Raw genomic sequence first — 17,747 nt, 5'->3', positions numbered from 1 at the left:
TGAGTCAACATGGCTTTATTTAGCACTTGTTTGATTGTCGTTATGTTTACGCACTTGTTGTTTTCTGCGGCGTAAATAAGCGCCCATACCACCGGCTAAGGCAAACATCAGGTAAAACTCTGGCTCAGGCGTGCTTGGCACTTCGGCACCAACTGCCAACTCACTCACACCTTGCGGTAACGGCAATGGTTGGTTCACCGTATCAGCCGCGTCTTTGGTGCGCACAATGTGGTCAACTGCAATAAACGAGGTGTATTGCGTCAGTAAGTTGTATTGCAAGCCCAAGTCTGTGATCTGTTTAATTTCTTGGTCGTTTTCCTCAGCAAATAATTTGGTGTAGTCATCCAGTTCCGCGATTTTTTCGCGTGCCCATAAATAACGTAACGCTGCGTTGTCTTTTGAAATTAAGCTTTCCTTAATATCTAAGCTATAGTGCGCTTGACCACTGCTGGTTAAGCCAGATACAGAGATGCTACCTTGCGCTTTACCACGCCATTTACCAATCACCACAATCGGGCGGTCTGCATATAAATCGCGCAATTTTTGTGGTTGTACGTCATAGGTGTCCAAGCCTTTGATATTGAGCGTTAAGTGCGTCCACACTGGGCTTTCTACGTATTGCTTAAATTTTGTCGCAGCTACTTTTGCTTCAGCATCGTTGGTCACAATAAATGCTTCGCCCTCACCAGCATGGGCAATGCCTTCCATCAAAAAGCGGTTTACATCCGAACCAATCCCAAACGAGAACACATTGGCTTTGTTTAAATTGTTGCGGATTAAATCAAACGCTTCTTTTTCTACGGTGACATAACCATCGGTAATCACCACAAAATTGCGGGAGCGTGTGTCTGTTTTATCCATGCTCAAGGCTGCTCTTAGCGCAGGTAATAATTCGGTGCTGCCACCTGCATTTTGTTGATTAATCGCAGCAATCGCGCGCTCGATATTGTCGGCATTGGCAGGTAGGGAGCGCGGTGCCAAGACAGTGTTGCCACCAGAGAACAACATCACGTTAAAGGTATCGGTCGGGCGTAAATTGCCGACCATGTTACGCAGTAAAGTTTTAGCGGTATCTAAAGGGAAGCCACCCATCGAGCCAGACACATCCACAATAAAAATGTACTCACGTGGCACAATCTGCGTACTTGTCACGCGTTTAGGCGGCTCGATCATCGTCATAAAAAAGTTTTCGTCAGCGCCTTGGTAAAGTAAGGTACCGGTTTGAATTTTGTCGCCCGCCAAGCTATAACTTAAAATAAAATCGCGGTTACCATTGGTGGTGTTAGCGGCTAGTTTTAAGTTGGCATGTTGCTTATCCGGCTGCGCAATGCTGACTTGGTGCGAGCTACTGCTGATGGTTTGCAATGGAATCGGCGTATGGATATTCACATCCATCGCAAAGGTATTATTGTTAGCCACATTAGCCTTCAAATAAGGCGTTTGCACCCATGGCTCTTTTACGCCGCTAGGAGCCTCGCCGTTATTTGATTCCGTGGCGCCGTTATATCTCGGCCCAACCACACCTGGGTATACAAATTCATATTTGCCAGAGGTCGGGATAATGGTTTCTGTGTAATGTAATACCACCGCAATATCGTCACCGGGCAAAATATTGGCCACGTTTATATGGAAAACATTGGGACGTTCCTGCTCTAACAAAGAAGCGCTTTTGCCTTCAGACTTGGCTTGCTCATATTCGGCTTTGGCTTGCTTTTTCTCACGGATTTTTGCTTCTACCACGCGGTCACCAATATGCATTTGCAAGCCATATACCGCGGCATGGGTAGAGGCTGGGAACACATATTTGGCTTCTAACGGGCGGCTGCCCTCATTGCGGTAATGCTGAGTCACCACCACATCGGCAATTACGCCTGTGATATTGACTTTAACGTCGGTGGATTTCAGCGGCAATTGATCAATGCTGGGGTCGTTGCTTTTGACGAAAAAGTAAGGAGATAAGGTTTTTTCGGTATCAGTGCTGGGGTTGGTGTCTGCATAGCTTGTATTCGATAACAGCATCAAGCTGGCTGAGGCGGTGGATGCCAGTATGAATGCGCATCCTTTTAGTATATTCATGATTCACTCCTGTTAATTGGTGCTCAATTTGCACAAGGTGAAGCATGCGCTGCTAGCGAGAACTCACTGGGAACTCCGTGAGAAATGCGTGTGAAATCTGTGTGAAATTTGACTGAAAAACGAGGTTTAATGCTAAGTATTGCTGATTTTTGGCAGGGTCAAACGCGCGATTGCGCCCCCTTGCGGATGATTGGCAAGCACAATTTCGCCGCCATGCAAATGTGCAATCTCACGCACAAACGGCAGACCCAAGCCCGTGCTTTTTTGCCCGGAATCCGGGCGACGTAACGAGTAGAATTTCTCAAATATCCGGTCTAGCGCATATTCCGGAATACCCTGCCCAAGGTCGCGGATGCTGATGACGCATTGCTTGCCTTGGGTTTCAATCTGGGTTGTGATGCTGCTGTCCGCAGGTGAAAAATCAAGTGCATTGGCCAGCAAGTTGGTAAGTGCGCGCTGCAGTAAAAAAGCATCGCCCATCACGGTGACATCTTCTTGCGCGATCAACTCCAGTTTGATTTTTTTACGCTCAGCCATCGGTGCTAACGCTTGCATCAGCTCTTGCGTCAAACGCAGCATGCTCACAGCATTGGCTTCTTCTAAAGTGTGGCGTTTTTCCAGGCTGGATAACTCAAGTAGCTTATCGGCCAGCTCTTGCAGGCGCAGCGCCTGATGATGAATGTTATCGGCAAAGCGTATTTTTTGCGTTTCGGCCATCGGTTCACGCAACAATTCGGCAGCGCCTCTGATGGTTGTCAGTGGGCTTTTCAGCTCATGTGTAAGCGCTTGCACATATTCCTCGGTATAGCTACGGCCTGCCATTGCATCGCGCATATCTAAAAATGCGCTTTTAAAAATGGTGCGTAATCTGCGTAAGATTCGTACTGGATGAGTGAGCTTTTCTTGCTTAAATACCTGCACAATATCGTGTGTGAGTTGCGTGGGGCTGGCCAGCCATACCGTTACTACAATCAACAATATTAAAAAGGCCATCAACGTAATCAGGCCAACATTCACCAGTTTTTGTTGCGCAGAAGTAATGAGCTCATGTTGCGATGACACCGCTTTACCCACACTGACTGCGCCAATAATTTGATTGTTGCTATCGTGGATGGGCGCGGCCACATACATCACGCTGCTTTTGGGGTCGTTCTCGTCCGTGCGTGTAGTGCGTGCGCCATATTGGCCAGACAAGGTCATGTGAATATCGTGCCAAGCACGAAAATCCTCCCCTGTTTTCTCGCCTTTCGAGTCATACACCACGGTGCCATTACTATCGGTGACATACACGCGTAAATTGACGTTGTGCTTGGTAATGGCGTAAATTTTGGCAGTAAAGCGGCGGCTATATAGGTTGTCGAATACGTGATTCATGCGCGAGGCATCAATCAGCGATTCAGAGGCATCGGCTTCAATCCATGCCGCCATAATATAGGCGGTGTCTACTAAGGTTTCCTCTGCAGATTCGCGGTAGCGAATATCCAAGCCAGAGCTCACCGTATACAGCAGCGCAGCCACGCCCAGCGTAAACAGCAATATCACACTTAAAAAAATACGGTTACGTTTGCTCATGTGTGCAGGCTATTCTTTAAGCGAATAACCCAAGCCGCGGTGCGTCAAAATGGGGTCTGTCTCTGCATTCACCACGCGTAGCTTGGCGCGGATAAGCTTAATATGTGCATCCACTGTGCGTTCTAAACTCACATCCGGGTGTTCCCAAGCTTGGTTCATCAATTCTTCACGCGTGAACACACGCCCGGGTCGCTCACACAGTACTTTAAGTAAGCGGTATTCCGTGCGCGAAAGCTCCAGCATCACCCCAAGGTATTGAATGCACTTGCGCTCTTCATCAATAAAAAAGTTGTTTTGCTTACTGGCGTGATTGGCACGTGTGTGGTTAGTAGGCACTGCCTCTTGTGCTTGGGTCTGTTGCTTTTGTACACGCCGCAGCACCGTACGGATGCGTGCGCATAACTCACGTGGGCTAAACGGTTTGGCAATGTAGTCATCCGCGCCCAACTCCAGCCCCACAATACGGTCAATCTCACCCGAGCGCGCCGTTAAAAAAATCACCGGCAACAAATGGTTAATTTGCCTAAACACCTCAAAGCCATTGATGTCCGGCAGGCCAACATCCAATACCGCCAGATCAAAACTTTGCTGCTGCAGAATATCAATGGCATGCTGGCCGGTGCTTGCCCATACCGTTTCAAAGCCATCGGTATTCAGCGCATAGGTGGTGGTTTCCGCAATGCTCGGCTCGTCTTCTATCACTAATATGCGCTGTACCATGGTGTGCCGTTATTCTTGTTTAAGTAAGTGACGCTAATCTCATTAGCTAAGTATGCATATTCTATAACGCATTAGCGTCGTCTATATTATCTTAACGGTGATGCTTTTGTGTTGTCGAACATAGTTGGGTCGCCGTGGCAAAAGAGTATTATTCGATTATGTAATTGCAAGGAGCATTTCTATGGATATTGATGTGCTTATTGTAGGCGCTGGCCCCACTGGCTTAATGCTGGCCAATCAACTTGGGCGGCGCGGCATCCGCGTGATGATTGTCGATAGACATTCTGGCCCCGCACAGCAAACGCGCGCCATGGCCGTGCATGCTCGCACGCTGGAAATCTATGCAAAACTAGGTATTGCAGAACGCGCACTCGCACTGGGCCGCAGAGGCAATGGCGCCAATATGTGGGCAGCAGGCAAGCGCATGGCACGCATCCCGCTCGGTGATATTGGTAAAACGGTCAGCCCATTTCCCTTTGTACTGATGCTCGGTCAAGATGACAACGAGTGCATTCTAGGGGAGCGACTCAATCAGAAAAATATTTCAATACAGTGGAATACCGAGTTAATTGCGCTCGCACAAATGGCCGATGGCGTCTATGCAAACCTCAAATTGCCAGATGGCAGCCATCGTAAAATCTGTGCCGCCTATGTTGCGGGTTGCGATGGTGCACATAGCGCAGTGCGCGAGTTCTGTGAAATCCAATTTCCCGGCGCGCCGTACGAGCACGTATTTTTTGTGGCAGATACAGAAGCCACCGGCAATATGGTGCCAGATGAACTCAACGTGTATTTATGGCGTGACGGCTTTCATCTGTTTTTCCCCATGGCGGGTCACAATCGCTGGCGCCTCATTGGCATTCTGCCCAAACGGCTGAGAAATAAAGACGATGTCAGCTTTGACGAACTTAGCCCCGATATCCAACAAGAGGCAGGCGTTGATCTAACCTTCAAAGCGTGTAGTTGGTTTTCTACCTATCGCATTGCGCACCGTGCCGCAGAAAAATTTCGCGATAAACGCTGCTTTTTGCTGGGCGATGCCGCGCATATCCACAGCCCTATGGGTGGGCAAGGCATGAACACTGGCCTGCAAGATGCCTATAATCTGGCATGGAAACTTGCACTGGTGGTCAAAGGTCAAGCGAGTGAAAATCTGCTGGATAGTTACGAGGCCGAGCGCCTGCCAGTCGCGCAGCGCTTACTCAAAACCACAGACCGAGCGTTTACCATGCTGGTTTCCGACCATTGGCTGGCAGGCATATTCCGTACCCGCATCCTAGCCAACCTCGCCGCGTTTGCCATGACGTTTGAGTGGACTAAGCGGCTTGCCTTCCAAACCATCTCGCAAATCGGCATTCACTATCGGCAAAGCCCTCTATCACAAACGCTTACCAGTCAGCCACCCAATGCCCCAAAGGCGGGCGACCGCTTTCCATGGCTCCAGCTCAAGTTTCAGGCAGATGGCTCAGTCGAAGATATATTTCAGAAAATGGACGATGCACGCTACAACCTGATTGTGATTGGTCAACATGCACCAGAAAAAATGTCGGGGCTTGATGATCTAATAATCACTCACGTGATTCCAGATGATGTGCACAATACAGAGGAGCTTGCGCGTGTGGGAATTTCAGGAGCAGAATTTTACTTGGTGCGCCCGGATGGTTATATCGGACTGGTTGGAAATCACTTAACTATTTCTATGCTGAAAGCGTATCTATCGAATACTGGAATTAATTTTTATTCTGGGTAGTAAAAGCTAAATGTATCGAAAATTGCACAATTTGAAATACCTGTTAATCTGCAAAGATAATGTAACTTTAGCCCCCCGTGTTACATGAACGGGATCTAATTAAGTCATCCAAAATTTCACACTTTGCAGAAAAAATAAACCTATAAACGGACTACTATTAATGACAGCAATTGCTATTTGGGGAAATTATGAAAACAATAGTCCAAGTCTTTGGATTGCCGCTGATAGCCGCATAAACCATTCAAGCACATCAATACTAATCGAAGATGCAGCTAAAGTATTTGTACTTCCAGTTATATGCAGATCACCAGGAGCACAAGGGTTCTTTAGTGAGGTTTCTTATGAAAATACATTTGGTTACTGTTTTTCTGGAAGTACATTAATTGGACAAAATACATTTTTAGCAATTTTGCCATTGTTAAGCAATCTAATTTCAAGTCCAGGTTATGTAGTTCCAATGTCAGCCATCGCTAAATTTATTCACTCCTACTTTTTAAGAACATTTGATGACTATAAAGAGTTTTCTCCTGTCCCAATGCTTGCAGAGTTAGCGTTATTTGGTTTTTGTCATGCAACAAATAAATTGTGTATTTTTCACTTTAAACCTGTACAAGTGGATGGGATATTTTCCATTTCTTATACAGCTCATGAAGACATAAAGGACAAAGACTTTATCTACCTTGGGGATAGAAGCGAGGAGATGAAGTCTCGTTTACGTACAGCCCTCTCAGCTGCGCTATCTCCAGATAATGCCAGCAGCAGATCGCCAAGAAATGTAATTAATTCATGTATACATGATGAAACTTTTTCAACTATAGGTGGGGACATCCAACTTGGTATTGCTAATGCATATGGTTACAAAGCTTACTCTTTATGCAAACCCAGAGTGCCTGGAGAGCCAGAAGCTTACATAAGTTATCTTGGTAGAGAGATTAGTGAGGATATAAGTAGAGTTGGTGATGCGTTAATTAGCATTCCGGCTATGATCTGATCAAGCGTGGGTCTATGGCAAAAATCAGTTTAGTTAGTGAAAAAAATGAGTTCGTAAAAGAATATATGCCTGTATTGATCCGCATTGATCGAACTGGTGAATTCAAGAGTGCAGAACAGATTTGGATGGGCACAGTATTTGTCGTTGGAATACAAATGCTTTTTACTGCGAAGCATGTTGCCCTTCAGTTATTTAAAGACGATCCGGAGTTAGAACAAGGCAAACCTGGTCGATTTCAATACTCTATTATCCAAACATACAAAGGTAATCGGAAACTGATTTTATGGGATATTCATTCCATAGGAATGATTAATAATTGTGATATCGCTTTGATCACATTACGTGCAGCTCACGAAGATGCTAAAAACTACACTAAGTGGAATGGGTTGGCACTCTCATTCATTCCTCCGCGTATTGGCGACAAAATTGCAGGCAGCGGAATACATGAAATAACCATCAATCAATTGCAACTGGAAGATGACAGTATTCACTTAGATATAGATGTTAAACGCCTATTTTCAGAAGGTGTGGTTAATGATGTTCACTTTGACATGAGAGACCGCGGACTGTATTCATTTCCTTGTTTCCAAGTTGACGCACAATTTAATCGAGGAATGAGTGGAGGTTATGTAGTCAACGAAAAAAGTGAAGTCTGCGGTGTTATTAGTGGCAGTTTACCTGCCGCCTCGACAGAGGAAGCGCATGTTTCATATGCGGCACTTTTATGGCCTGTAGTTAGCTTACCGATTCCGCCCGAATGGATGGCTAACCCCGAAAAAGGGGTAGATTATTACTTATGGGATTATTTTCAACAGTCGGATACAAAACCTTTAGGGTTAGACAGAGTTAAGTTCTCCAATAATCTAGTAACTGATGGAACAATCACATCAAGTTATACAGACCCAACGAATTAATATTCGTTAGAATTAAATAAAAAGCTTCTAAATCATAATAATAAAATGCCAGTTCTCATTTTTGTTTGAATTGGTGGGCCGCACAGGGCTCAAACTTAATGATAAAATCTGTGTTGTTTTTCCTGCATGCTTTAAAGTAGCTGTTTATCCCTTCATCAATTCCTACACAACAATAAGCATTTGTCCTATGTGTAAAGCACACATTACTCGTTATGATTTTTTTATGGGCTTGATTTTAAATCCTAGCCAATACACATAATTAATCATGAGGAGTATGTTATGAATATCGCAAAAACAAAACCATTCGTTACTTTAAGAGTTGCCCTATTAATTGTTGCAACCAGTTGTTTTGCATCTAGCAACTTAGCGTTTGCTGATGAAGAGTTTTACGGCACGGTTGAGAGCCGCCCTGCTGAAAACCCCGGTATTTGGGTGATCAGTGGTCAGCAAGTCGAAGTTACTGATAAAACAGACATCGATAATGACCATGGCCCTTTAGTGGTCGGCTCATGCGTTGAGGTTGAACACAAAAAAGGTGTGGTGAAAGAGATTGAATCTGCCAAGCCAAGCAAATGTGGGAAAAAATAATCACACGTTAGCCAGTGCCTAGGCTTATCGTTTGGTATGCCTTAGAGCATGAATAACCCACAGCAGTTATTATTGTCTGGGTGATAAGCCTAACTGGGCTCAAGCCCAATAAAAAAGCCAGCATGCGCTGGCTTTTTTATTGGTCAAAGCTATCTAAAAGCGATTACACTTTTTGATACACTTCACTGCCTTTTTTCACAAACTCAATGGCTTTTTCTTGCATGCCTTTGTGTAGTGCTTCTTGTTCAGAAACCCCTTGCTCTGCTGCGTAATCACGTACATCTTGGCTAATTTTCATAGAGCAGAAATGCGGGCCGCACATTGAGCAGAAGTGCGCTTGTTTCGCGCCTTCTTGCGGCAAGGTTTCATCGTGGAATTCCTTGGCTTTTTCCGGGTCTAGGCCTAGGTTAAATTGGTCTTCCCAACGGAACTCAAAGCGCGCTTTACTTAATGCATTGTCACGGATTTGCGCACCTGGGTGGCCTTTGGCCAAGTCGGCAGCATGCGCTGCAATTTTGTAAGTAATAATGCCTACGCGTACGTCTTCTTTGTCTGGCAAGCCTAAGTGCTCTTTTGGCGTGACGTAACACAGCATGGCACAGCCGTACCAGCCAATCATGGCGGCACCGATGCCGGAAGTGATGTGGTCATAACCCGGAGCGATGTCAGTTGTCAAAGGCCCTAAGGTATAGAACGGAGCTTCACCGCAATGCTCTAGTTGTAAGTCCATGTTCTCTTTAATCAAATGCATAGGCACATGGCCTGGGCCTTCGATCATACATTGCACATCATGCTTCCAAGCGATTTGTGTCAATTCACCTAATGTTTTGAGTTCTGCAAATTGCGCTTCATCGTTGGCATCGTAAATAGAACCTGGGCGTAAGCCATCACCGAGTGAGAAGCTCACATCGTAGGCTTTCATGATGTCGCAGATGTCTTCAAAATGCTCATACAAGAATGACTCTTTATGGTGTGCTAAGCACCATTTCGCCATAATCGAACCACCGCGTGACACGATACCGGTCATGCGTTTAGCCGTCATAGGGATATACGCTAAACGTACACCTGCATGGATGGTGAAGTAGTCCACACCTTGCTCTGCTTGCTCAATTAACGTATCGCGGAAAATTTCCCAAGTTAGGTCTTCTGCCTTGCCGTTTACTTTTTCTAAGGCTTGGTAAATAGGTACGGTACCAATAGGCACTGGTGAGTTACGGATGATCCACTCGCGTGTTTCATGGATGTTTTTACCAGTGGATAAATCCATCACGGTATCGCCGCCCCAACGGGTACCCCACACCATTTTTTCTACTTCTTCGCTAATTGAAGAACCCAATGCTGAGTTACCGATGTTGGCATTGATTTTCACCAAGAAGTTACGGCCGATAATCATCGGCTCGATTTCCGGGTGGTTGATGTTCAAAGGAATAATGGCGCGGCCACGTGCAACTTCGTCACGTACAAATTCTGGCGTGATGACTTTTGGAATACTCGCGCCAAAATGTTGGCCTGGGTGTTGCGTTTGTAGCAACTCGCTCATGTTTTCGCGGCGTTGATTTTCACGGATGGCAATGTATTCCATCTCTGGCGTGATGATGCCTTTACGTGCGTAGTGCATTTGGCTGACGTTTTGGCCGGCTTTTGCGCGCAAAGGTTTGCGGTGCAAGTTAAAACGCATTTCAGACAGTTCTGGGTCTACCAAGCGTTGGTGACCAAATTCTGAGCTTGGGCCATCCAGTTGTTCTACATCGCCGCGTTCCATAATCCAACCAGCGCGCAGCGCAGGCAAACCGTTACGGATATCAATGCTGACATCAGGATCCGTATATGGACCTGATGTATCGTAAACCACAACAGGTGGGTTCTTTTCTGCACCGAATGCAGACGGCGTATCGCTTAAAGAAATTTCACGAAACGGTACGCGAATATCTGGGCGGCTACCTTCTACATAAATTTTGCGTGATTTGGCAAAAGGTTTGGTCGCGCCTTCATCTACAGAGGCGGTTTCGTTAAGAAATTTAACTAGATTTTTATCGGTGGCGTTCAAGGCATGCTCCAAAAATTAATAGCGTAAGGAGCATAAAGGCGCTTCCCTACGGCGGTATGACCCGCATCAGGTTCGAAGGGTGTTTCTCACTGCAAAAACCATATAAAAATAAGGATTTACAGACCCCTAGCAATAGGCGAAATGTACGCGAAAAATCGTTGAAAAGCAAGAATTTACGTTAAAGAATACGATTGTGTTGTCGTTATGAATGTGGAGAGAGTAGATACTTTTTTAGTAAAAAATGATATAAATACACTTGTACAAAAAACAGAACATTCATTTTTATCACTTATGATTTTAATCGCCATTTATTACTTGTTAGCTATTGCTGTGCTAACGCTGCATTTCACCGGCCACTTAGAGCGCTGGGGAATGGAATGGCTGGTATTTGTGTTTGCTGCAACTGTTTTCCCGGCTGTACTTTATCTATAGCTTATATATCCTATAGTTTCTTAGTCTGTAATTTCTTAGTCTGTAATTTCTTACAGAAAAAACTGATCTCAAATCGCACTTATAAAACTTCTTAACGAAGTTTTTTGCTTTTTTGAGGCCTATTTTATGGGTGTGGTTTCTTTAGAAATTCTGCCGCCAATGCCGTTTGTTGTTTAAGCCCTATATTCACCGCGCTTGGAAACACGCCATTGAGCCAAGCAAAAAAGCTTTGCGGTTGCCCAATAAACAGCTCCTGTTTCTCTTGTTCTAGCGCTTTCACAATCAAGCTGGCCACTTTGTCCGGCTTATCTACCGCATTGCCGGATTTTTTCCACATCGCATCTACATTCGGTGCATTCATAGGCGTATCAATCCCTCTGGGGGCAACGTAAGTGACACCTATCTTGGTATTGACCAATTCACGTCTTAACGCTTGGGAAAAGCCATGCACTGCAAACTTGGTGGCGCAGTAGGTGGCAAAGTGCGGAAAGCCCAGTGAGCCGAAAATAGAGCCGATAAAGACAAAGTGGCCTTTATTGGCTGACTGAAAATCAGGCAGTATTGCGCGTGTGAGTTGAATCAATGCTGTGACATTGGTATTGACCATCTCTGCGATGCGCGCATCACTTTGGTCTTGTAGCTCAATAAAATCCAGTACACCAGCGTTATTGATCAATATATCAATATGACCCAGCGCAGCCTTGGCCTGTTGAATGAGTGCGGTGCTGGCACCTTCATCACTCAGGTTGACCACAAGGCATTCGGCCCTGCCGCCGGCTTGCTCAACTTGCTGTTTAAGTGCGTTGAGTTTTTGCGAGTCACGCCCCACTAAACCGAGAATGGCCCCTTTTTTGGCTAGCAGTAAAGCGACCTCACGGCCCAAGCCACCAGTTGCACCCGTGAGCAAGATGCGTTGTTGCGATAATTGCATAATGTTTCCCTTCATCAATCATGACATGGTGCGGGCTGCAACATCTCTAAATACATCGCCATACAGTTTATAGAACATTTTTGCGGCGTGAATCACAATAGCTTGGTCTTTTTCATCCGTGATTTGGTTCATCAAACTCTCGTAGAACGAAACATGGCTGATATCCAAGGAGCCATGAGACAGCAAATAGCTAAACGCCTTTTTAGGTAGATTTAAACTGGACATTAGCTGTTCACCTGCTTGTGTAGCCACCGCTGTGCTGGTGCCTTCTAGCACCAATACCATGCCAAAAAAACCGACTGGATTAACGCGGTAAATCATGTCGTAAGCATAGGCCACCATCAGTTCAGTCGCTTGGCTCGGGCTGGAGTCGGCATTGCTTGCATTACGCACTGCTTCTTTATCGGCACCGCATGTTGCTATGTCGTTCAGCACCCATTCTTGATGCCCCATCTCTTCTTCAATATATTCACCAATGGCGGTGCGTAGCCATTCGTATTGACCGCTTAAACGACCGCCGCATGCCATCAACAACGGTGTGGTGTGTTTGACATGATGATACGCTTGTGTGAGAAACGCAATGTAGGTTTGTAACGAGATATTGCCAGCGCCGCCTTGTTGGATCAGGGGCAGACTCATCAGGGTATTGCGCTCTTGTTCTGTAGCGGCAATTAGTTGATGATAAAACGTCATAGATATTCCTTTTCTGCATAGAGTGCTTCAATATTGTGTTGGTATGACTGCCAAATAGCCTCACGTTTGAGGCGGCCATTGGGCGTCAGTTGTCCGTTATCCACGCTAAATGGGTCGCGGCTAATCAGCCAATGACCAATCCGTGCGTAATCCGGTAGTTGTTCGTTGAGCGCGGCAATGCTGCCCGCCAATGTAGTGTTGTCTGTGGATTTCTGAGAGATAAAGTCTTGGCTCAGGGTAATCACCGCCACATTCCAAGGTTTGGCTTCGCCGAATACGCAGGCTTGTTGAACGCCGGGCAAGTGGCGCAATTCAAGTTCTATCCATTCTGGCGATACATTGCGGCCAAACGAGGTGATGAACATGTTTTTTTTGCGCCCTTGTAGAAACCAAAAGCCATCTGCATCGCAATAGCCTATGTCTCCGGTGGGCATCCAGCCGTCGCCTTCAAAGCTGGCGGGTGCGTGGGTATAGCCAAGAAAGTTTGAGCCTTTGACTAAGATTTCGTTGTCATCGGCAACACACATGCTGATATGTGGCAGCGGTTTACCTACGCTGCCGATTCTTACGGATTCTGGTGTGTTGAGGGTCACGACAGAAGCACTTTCTGATAAGCCGTAGCCTTCGTACACCGGCAGGCCGAGTGCGCCAGCGCGGTGTAGCAATGCGCTCGATACATGCGCGCCGCCTACGGCAATGAATCGTAAATGTATGAGCGCTGTTGCATAGGCATGTGCTGCTTCGGTTTCGCACAATTTAATCAGCGCGTTCAGCAGTTCTGGAATCAGAATGACAGTAGATGCTTGGCTTAAAGCCAGTGCCGAAAACAGCTTTTTCACATCAAAATTTACACCGGCAAATCCCACTTGCTCGGCAGGGTAGAGATGTACGGTCGCACCCGCAATCAGGCTGGCATACACCCCAGCCACATTTTCTAACAAGGTGGACAGTGGCAACACACATAAGTGGTGGTCATTTGGGGTGAGTTTGACCGAAGACTGAATGGCTTGCGCCACTTGTAGCATGGCTTGCTGGCTTAAACATACCCCTTTGGGTGCGCCGGTAGTGCCAGAGGTATAGGTGATTTTGGCGGTATTTGCCGCTATAGGTGTGTCAACAGTCATGAGTTGATATTCCGTCAGCTCTACATCTGCAATTTGCGTGGTGGTTTTATGGATGATGCGATCACCCAAAATAGCATCGTAGCGCGCAGCTTGGTCGGTGATCAGTACGTTAACCCCTGCATCTTGAATGGCATGCTGCAGTTGCGCATCTGAAAAGAAAGCGGGCAGTGGCACTTGCGGCAGGTTGAGCTGCAACGCTGCGATATCCAACACTACCCAGGCAGGTTGGTTCTGGAGCGCAATGGCAATGCGTGTATGGTCTGCAAATTTGGCTAAATGAATGCTGGCTTTAATAATGCAGGCATTCAACATGCCATACGTGAGCGTGCTTTCTAGACCATGCAAGGCAACGCGGTCAGGCGCTTGCCTTGCATGTTGAATAATGGCTGAATGAATCATAAGGCTGGATTAAAGCGAATTAGCTACTCCACGTATGGCAATGATTTGCGGCAGATGGCGATAATACGTACCCCATTGGCTTAATGCTTCGGGGGTGAGTCGGTTTGGATTGGCAGGTGCTAACGCATACACATCACGCCCACCTTTGATTAATCCATTTTGTAAGCTGTGATGCGCCGTAGCCACGCACCACTCAATACCAATATTCAAACTGTGTTGAATCACGTGTGCGATGAGCACGCCTGCATTACGTGGATTGGCAACAGCCAAATTACCAATACAAGTGATTTCATGGCGGGTAATGCTTCTACCCAAGCGTTCGGACATCAGTTGCTCAATCGGCACATCGATATATTGTTCCAGAAACAATTTTTCATGCGCTGCAGCATGTAAACCAAAGGCTGCCATCAGCACGCCATTGGTATCGCGCAGGGCGACTAAATCCGGCATAAATTGTGTGATATTGGCGCCATACACTTGCTTAAACACTGTTTGAATAAAGCTCTCAACCTCGGCACGGCATGGCGCATCAGGAGCAACAGTGTGTGCAGTAATTTCGTTCACTTGATAGCGTTTCGACTGGGCGAAATCCCTCAGTTGATAAGCAGTATCAGCAGTATACATCGTGGATGTTGCAGTGGCAGTGGTGAGCATAGGCGCCCTTTTAGTAATGACTTAAATGGATAGATGCAAGCCATGTGCCATCTATTTTTATCGATATAAATCAGATGGTTAACCTATTTTCACCATATATATCATGCAAATTTTGCACGATTCATCAGGTAGGCTATTTTAATTGCCTGCAAAAAACGTAGGGTTTTTGCAGTAGGCATGACAAACATGCTGCAGTGCCTGTACGCATAAGGCGTGCCTATTTTTTATAACTCACTGTTTAATAAAGATAAATTTTAATATTTAAACGGTTGTTGTTTGCTTTTCAAGTAGTTGGCATATCCCTTGCGAATATCTGCACACAAGCATTGCTGCATCCAGCGTGTTTGTTTATTCCAAATACAAAAGAAGAACCCCATTGCTTATGCAGTCAACTGTCCCTGCAACAACATTCAACTTGCCCAGTCAGCCGGGTGAGGCCAAACAGTCCATGATGTGGACCTATGTTTTGTTCTGGTATCTCACTGGAGTAACGCAGCTATTAATAGGCATGTCGCGTACCGCTTCGTTTGAGGGCTTCAAGGACGCCACGATTACGGCATTGCTTTGGTTGATTCCATTATTGCTGTTACCTAAGCATGCAAAAAAAGTGACTGGGCTTTTTGCCGTATTGGTTTGGTTGCTGGCACTGCCTGGCTTCGGTTATTTTTTGGTGTATCGGCAAGAGATCACTCAAAGCCTAATCTTTATTATTTTTGAGTCGAATCAATCGGAGTCCAGAGAGTATTTCCAGAATTATTTTTCTTGGACCATTGGGCTAGGCTTCATTCTATTTACCGCTATCCCCGTCTATCTATGGTCCAAAATTGATGCATTCACCATCAAGAAAACCACTGCCTATGCGGCTGTGCTAGGTATTTTGTTGGTGGTGTTTGCATATCCCATGATTAAGGCCATCAAGGCCAGAGATATTGGAGTTGCCTATAGCACGATAGATCGCCATTTCGCCGTGTCTTCTCCTTGGCAACTGTTGTTGGGATACATGCATTACGAGCGTGAGTTGGGCGAGATTGAGCGTAATTTGCTGAGTTTTAAGAAAATCCCGCCATTGACGCATTTAACAGAGCAGGCCAAGCCCTTACCTACCACGGTTGTCATCGTCATAGGTGAGTCCACCAATCGTTTGCACATGGGCTTGTATGGCTACTATCGCGATACCAATCCCAAACTCAGCAGCATTCAGAATGAGCTCAGTGTGTTTGATAACGTATTTGCCTCTCGCCCCAATACGATTGAGAGTTTGGAGCAAGTGCTTACTTTTGCCAATCAGCATCACCCGGATGTATACAAAACCAAACCATCGTTGATGGCCATGATGAAGCAGGCTGGCTATCGCACTTACTGGGTGAGCAATCAACAAACGCTCACGGCCAGAAACACCATGCTCACCACCTTTGCCAAGCAGGCGGATCAACAGGTGTTTTTAAATACCTCACGCCAACAAAATGCCTATAGCTTTGATGAAAAAGTATTGGCGCCTTATACGGAAATTCTCAATCGGCAGGATGAGAAAAAGCTCATTGTCGTGCATCTGCTAGGCACGCATATGAAATATGCGTATCGCTACCCGGAAGCTTATGACGTCTTTCATGATGACAAAGGCCTGCCCAAAGATTTATCAGCAGACCAAGTGGAGACCATTAATGCGTATGACAATGCCGTGCGTTACAACGATAGCATTGTGTATGCCCTGATTGATCGCCTGAAACATAAGCAACAGCATAGTTTGCTGGTTTACTTTTCTGACCATGGTGAAGATGTCTACGACTCTGCACAGCATGATTTTCAAGGCCGCAATGAAGCCAGCCCGACTTACGCTATGTATGCCATTCCGTTTGTGGTTTGGCACTCACCTAATTGGATCAATGCACCCTTGTTAGCCTCTCCTGAAATACTGCATCGCCAGTTTGATAATGCAGACTTTATTTACGCTTTTTCTGACCTGATTGGTTTGCGCTATGACGGCTTTATGCCGCATGAAAGTGTGGTGAATAGTGCTTTTTTAGAAGACCCCATCTTGGTAGGCAACCCTTATGGCCGGTCGCTGCAACAGTTGGTTGATACCAAGGCATTAACGCGCCATGACTACGATTAGTCAAATACAGTCCAAATCTATGCGAGTGCAAGCTACTGATATACGCGGTATGCGCCCCCTCACTGCGTGGCAGCGCAAAGCACTTTGGGGTTTGCTGTTATTGGGTGTGCTAGTGCTCATCACCCTGCGCTTTGATGCCATTGATATTGCCTTTGCCGATTATTACTTTGATGCACAGCAGCAGATTTTCCCTTGGAAAAACACTTGGTTTGCCAAAACCTTGATGCATGGCTATGTGAAAACCATATTGCAAGTGGCGGCTGCTTTGGTGTGCTTAGCTGTGTTGTCCGATGGTGTGAAACCATGGCTGAATGCGCCATTGTTACGTGTCAGGTTGCGCTTCATTGCTTTATCCGCAGTGCTGATTTCCAGCATCACTACCTTGTTTAAACAAACCTCCGTATTGCATTGCCCGTGGGATATCGATCGTTATGGGGGTGCTTACCAGCATCTTTCATTCTTTGATGCCACACCCCTGCACTACCTTGCAGGGCATTGCTTTCCTGCCGGACATGCCACCACCGGGCTTTGGTTGGCTGCTTGCTGTGTGTTCTGGTTGCCGCATCAACCCAAGGTTGCGTGGCGCGTAGGTTTAGCCGGGCTGAGCGTTGGCATTGCTTTGGGTTGGGTGCAGCAAATGCGTGGTGCCCACTTTTTATCACACACCCTCATGACGGTCTGGATAGCTTGTTTCATTCTGTTCTGCCAGTTCATGTTTACTCCATCACTCAATAAGAAATAGA

At 46.2% G+C, this 17,747-nt stretch carries 15 protein-coding genes and 1 riboswitch; of the genes, 7 read left to right on the top strand and 8 right to left on the bottom strand.

Annotated elements, in window-relative coordinates:
- Positions 1 to 15 precede the first annotated feature (15 nt).
- From FG11_RS10920 to creB, 3 genes are all read right to left on the bottom strand, one after another.
- Complete coding sequence (locus tag FG11_RS10920) at positions 16 to 2,076, bottom strand: VIT and vWA domain-containing protein (protein ID WP_047535021.1); 2,061 nt, start codon at positions 2,074 to 2,076, stop codon at positions 16 to 18.
- 132 nt (positions 2,077 to 2,208) lie between these two features.
- Positions 2,209 to 3,648, bottom strand: a complete 1,440-nt coding sequence (creC, locus tag FG11_RS10915) for a two-component system sensor histidine kinase CreC (RefSeq protein WP_047535019.1) — start codon at positions 3,646 to 3,648, stop codon at positions 2,209 to 2,211.
- Between the two features lie 9 nt (positions 3,649 to 3,657).
- Positions 3,658 to 4,368 (bottom strand): two-component system response regulator CreB, encoded by a 711-nt coding sequence (creB, locus tag FG11_RS10910; RefSeq protein ID WP_047535018.1) that lies wholly within the window; start codon positions 4,366 to 4,368, stop codon positions 3,658 to 3,660.
- Positions 4,369 to 4,549: 181 nt separating this feature from the next.
- Here creB and FG11_RS10905 point away from each other — a divergent pair, with 181 nt between their 5' ends.
- The 4 genes from FG11_RS10905 (at position 4,550) to FG11_RS10890 (ending at position 8,611) form a co-directional block, all read left to right on the top strand.
- Complete coding sequence (locus FG11_RS10905) at positions 4,550 to 6,118, top strand: FAD-dependent oxidoreductase (protein ID WP_047535013.1); 1,569 nt, start codon at positions 4,550 to 4,552, stop codon at positions 6,116 to 6,118.
- A gap of 160 nt (positions 6,119 to 6,278) precedes the next feature.
- Positions 6,279 to 7,109: a hypothetical protein gene (locus tag FG11_RS10900; RefSeq protein WP_047535012.1), complete on the top strand. Its 831-nt coding sequence runs from the start codon at positions 6,279 to 6,281 to the stop codon at positions 7,107 to 7,109.
- 14 nt (positions 7,110 to 7,123) lie between these two features.
- Entirely contained in the window at positions 7,124 to 8,023 is a 900-nt protein-coding gene (locus tag FG11_RS10895) for a serine protease (RefSeq protein ID WP_047535011.1), read from the top strand.
- Between the two features lie 279 nt (positions 8,024 to 8,302).
- Complete coding sequence (locus tag FG11_RS10890; RefSeq protein WP_020183114.1) at positions 8,303 to 8,611, top strand: DUF5666 domain-containing protein; 309 nt, start codon at positions 8,303 to 8,305, stop codon at positions 8,609 to 8,611.
- A 163-nt stretch (positions 8,612 to 8,774) separates the two neighbouring features.
- Here FG11_RS10890 and thiC read toward each other — a convergent pair whose 3' ends face one another.
- Entirely contained in the window at positions 8,775 to 10,658 is a 1,884-nt protein-coding gene (gene thiC, locus FG11_RS10885) for a phosphomethylpyrimidine synthase ThiC (RefSeq protein ID WP_020183113.1), read from the bottom strand.
- A gap of 26 nt (positions 10,659 to 10,684) precedes the next feature.
- A riboswitch (TPP riboswitch) is annotated at positions 10,685 to 10,796 on the bottom strand.
- A gap of 66 nt (positions 10,797 to 10,862) precedes the next feature.
- On the opposite strand from thiC, the gene FG11_RS10880 reads away from it, so the two are divergent.
- The gene (locus FG11_RS10880) at positions 10,863 to 11,090 is read left to right on the top strand and encodes a hypothetical protein (protein WP_020183112.1); all 228 of its coding nucleotides are present in this window, start codon (positions 10,863 to 10,865) and stop codon (positions 11,088 to 11,090) included.
- A gap of 124 nt (positions 11,091 to 11,214) precedes the next feature.
- On the opposite strand, the gene FG11_RS10875 is transcribed toward FG11_RS10880, so the two are convergent.
- From FG11_RS10875 to FG11_RS10860, 4 genes are read right to left on the bottom strand one after another with little or no spacing between them, the layout of a single operon-like run.
- Entirely contained in the window at positions 11,215 to 12,021 is an 807-nt protein-coding gene (locus FG11_RS10875) for an SDR family oxidoreductase (RefSeq protein ID WP_047535010.1), read from the bottom strand.
- 18 nt (positions 12,022 to 12,039) lie between these two features.
- Complete coding sequence (locus tag FG11_RS10870) at positions 12,040 to 12,714, bottom strand: TenA family transcriptional regulator (protein WP_047535008.1); 675 nt, start codon at positions 12,712 to 12,714, stop codon at positions 12,040 to 12,042.
- Positions 12,711 to 14,237 carry an AMP-binding protein gene (locus FG11_RS10865; protein ID WP_047535006.1) on the bottom strand — a complete coding sequence of 509 codons (1,527 nt, stop codon included), beginning with the start codon at positions 14,235 to 14,237 and terminating at the stop codon, positions 12,711 to 12,713. Before FG11_RS10865 ends, FG11_RS10870 begins: the two co-directional genes overlap by 4 nt.
- A gap of 9 nt (positions 14,238 to 14,246) precedes the next feature.
- Positions 14,247 to 14,891, bottom strand: a complete 645-nt coding sequence (locus FG11_RS10860; RefSeq protein WP_047535005.1) for a thermostable hemolysin — start codon at positions 14,889 to 14,891, stop codon at positions 14,247 to 14,249.
- A 382-nt stretch (positions 14,892 to 15,273) separates the two neighbouring features.
- Here FG11_RS10860 and cptA point away from each other — a divergent pair, with 382 nt between their 5' ends.
- Together cptA and FG11_RS10850 are read left to right on the top strand one after the other, a co-directional pair.
- Complete coding sequence (gene cptA, locus FG11_RS10855; protein ID WP_088177906.1) at positions 15,274 to 17,004, top strand: phosphoethanolamine transferase CptA; 1,731 nt, start codon at positions 15,274 to 15,276, stop codon at positions 17,002 to 17,004.
- On the top strand, positions 16,991 to 17,746 hold the full coding sequence (locus FG11_RS10850; RefSeq protein WP_052185028.1) for a phosphatase PAP2 family protein: 756 nt from the start codon (positions 16,991 to 16,993) through the stop codon (positions 17,744 to 17,746). The genes cptA and FG11_RS10850 overlap by 14 nt, the downstream gene beginning before the upstream one ends.
- Position 17,747 lies beyond the last annotated feature (1 nt).

It is taken from the genome of Methylotenera sp. N17 (assembly GCF_000799155.1).
Taxonomy (GTDB): Bacteria; Pseudomonadota; Gammaproteobacteria; order Burkholderiales; family Methylophilaceae; genus Methylophilus.
Note: the sequence above shows the minus strand (reverse complement) of the source record. Positions and strands in the feature narration are given on the sequence as shown.

What these genes read in the sequence shown, in the direction of transcription:
- FG11_RS10895 (WP_047535011.1), top strand. Translation starts at nt 7,124, where the DNA reads ATGGCAAAAATCAGTTTAGTTAGTGAAAAAAATGAGTTCGTAAAAGAA.
- creC (WP_047535019.1), bottom strand. Translation starts at nt 3,648, where the DNA reads ATGAGCAAACGTAACCGTATTTTTTTAAGTGTGATATTGCTGTTTACG.
- FG11_RS10875 (WP_047535010.1), bottom strand. Translation starts at nt 12,021, where the DNA reads ATGCAATTATCGCAACAACGCATCTTGCTCACGGGTGCAACTGGTGGC.
- FG11_RS10900 (WP_047535012.1), top strand. Translation starts at nt 6,279, where the DNA reads ATGACAGCAATTGCTATTTGGGGAAATTATGAAAACAATAGTCCAAGT.
- cptA (WP_088177906.1), top strand. Translation starts at nt 15,274, where the DNA reads ATGCAGTCAACTGTCCCTGCAACAACATTCAACTTGCCCAGTCAGCCG.
- FG11_RS10905 (WP_047535013.1), top strand. Translation starts at nt 4,550, where the DNA reads ATGGATATTGATGTGCTTATTGTAGGCGCTGGCCCCACTGGCTTAATG.
- FG11_RS10880 (WP_020183112.1), top strand. Translation starts at nt 10,863, where the DNA reads ATGAATGTGGAGAGAGTAGATACTTTTTTAGTAAAAAATGATATAAAT.
- FG11_RS10870 (WP_047535008.1), bottom strand. Translation starts at nt 12,714, where the DNA reads ATGACGTTTTATCATCAACTAATTGCCGCTACAGAACAAGAGCGCAAT.
- FG11_RS10890 (WP_020183114.1), top strand. Translation starts at nt 8,303, where the DNA reads ATGAATATCGCAAAAACAAAACCATTCGTTACTTTAAGAGTTGCCCTA.
- FG11_RS10860 (WP_047535005.1), bottom strand. Translation starts at nt 14,891, where the DNA reads ATGCTCACCACTGCCACTGCAACATCCACGATGTATACTGCTGATACT.
- creB (WP_047535018.1), bottom strand. Translation starts at nt 4,368, where the DNA reads ATGGTACAGCGCATATTAGTGATAGAAGACGAGCCGAGCATTGCGGAA.
- FG11_RS10865 (WP_047535006.1), bottom strand. Translation starts at nt 14,237, where the DNA reads ATGATTCATTCAGCCATTATTCAACATGCAAGGCAAGCGCCTGACCGC.
- FG11_RS10850 (WP_052185028.1), top strand. Translation starts at nt 16,991, where the DNA reads ATGACTACGATTAGTCAAATACAGTCCAAATCTATGCGAGTGCAAGCT.
- FG11_RS10920 (WP_047535021.1), bottom strand. Translation starts at nt 2,076, where the DNA reads ATGAATATACTAAAAGGATGCGCATTCATACTGGCATCCACCGCCTCA.